This is a genomic window from Roseovarius salis (assembly GCF_044472985.1).
GTDB classification, from domain to species: domain Bacteria; phylum Pseudomonadota; class Alphaproteobacteria; order Rhodobacterales; family Rhodobacteraceae; genus Roseovarius; species Roseovarius salis.
In genome coordinates, this window is sequence record NZ_JBISDG010000132.1 from 1 (window position 1) to 264 (window position 264).

Sequence of the window (264 nt, forward strand, 5' to 3'; positions counted from 1 at the left end):
GCCTCGCGCACGAACTCAACCAACCGTTGACCGCCATCATCACGCACACCCGCGCCGCAGAACGCATGCTCGACATGCCGGCCGAGCGCGACAGCGTGCGCCGGGCGCTGCAAACCGGTGTCGCACAGGCCAAGCGGGCGGCTGCCATTCTTGATCGGCTGCGCACGGGCGTTGCCTCCACGCAGGCGGGAAAACGCAGCGCCATCGACACCGATGCCTTGATGGGCACGCTGCTGTTCCTGTTTCGCGATGAAATGGCGCGCG

General features: G+C 67.0%; 1 protein-coding gene. It reads left to right on the forward strand.

What is annotated here, in order from left to right; genetic code table 11:
* A partial coding sequence (locus ACH13J_RS18500) for a histidine kinase dimerization/phospho-acceptor domain-containing protein (protein WP_397544809.1) occupies positions 1–264 on the forward strand: 264 nt, incomplete at both ends.